Origin of the sequence: Stenotrophomonas capsici (assembly GCF_034961085.1) — a bacterium.
In the GTDB taxonomy this organism is placed as follows: Bacteria; Pseudomonadota; Gammaproteobacteria; order Xanthomonadales; family Xanthomonadaceae; genus Stenotrophomonas; species Stenotrophomonas capsici.
The window spans coordinates 1-472 of record NZ_JAYFUH010000009.1 but is presented as its reverse complement, the minus strand read 5'-3'; the positions used below and the strand labels follow the sequence as shown (position 1 = coordinate 472).

Here is a 472-nt window from a genome sequence, read left to right as displayed (position 1 = left end):
GTAGGACAGGTCGATCAGGCGATTGCGGTCGACGTATTGCTCCATCTTCACCAGCTGGCGCAGCTTGCGCTGGCTGAGCACCGGCGAGTTGAGGATGACGTGGTTCACCGTCTCCGGGCCGGCATGGAAGATGTTGGTCTCCTTGCCCAGCTGGGTGCTCAACGACATCGCGCACTCTTCGCGCAGCGGATCGATCGGCGGGTTGGTGACCTGCGCGAAGGCCTGGCGGAAGTAGTCGTACAACGGGCGCGTATTGCGGCTGAGCACGGCGATGGGCGTGTCATCGCCCATCGAGCCGGTGGCTTCCGGGCCGGTCTCGGCCAACGGCCGCAGCACCTGCTCCACTTCCTCGGACGTGAGCTGGAACAGCTTGTGGTAGCTGCGCAGGGTCGGCTCGTCGAACGGCTCCTCGGCCAGCGACGGGTCGATCAGCTCGGTCTGCAGGTAGGTCACGCCCTGGTGCAGCCACTGC

General features: G+C 65.5%; 1 protein-coding gene. It reads right to left on the bottom strand.

The genetic code is table 11. The features are described 5' to 3' along the window. A partial coding sequence (locus tag VA603_RS00185) for a glutamate synthase central domain-containing protein (protein ID WP_323437596.1) occupies positions 1-472 on the bottom strand: 472 nt, incomplete at both ends.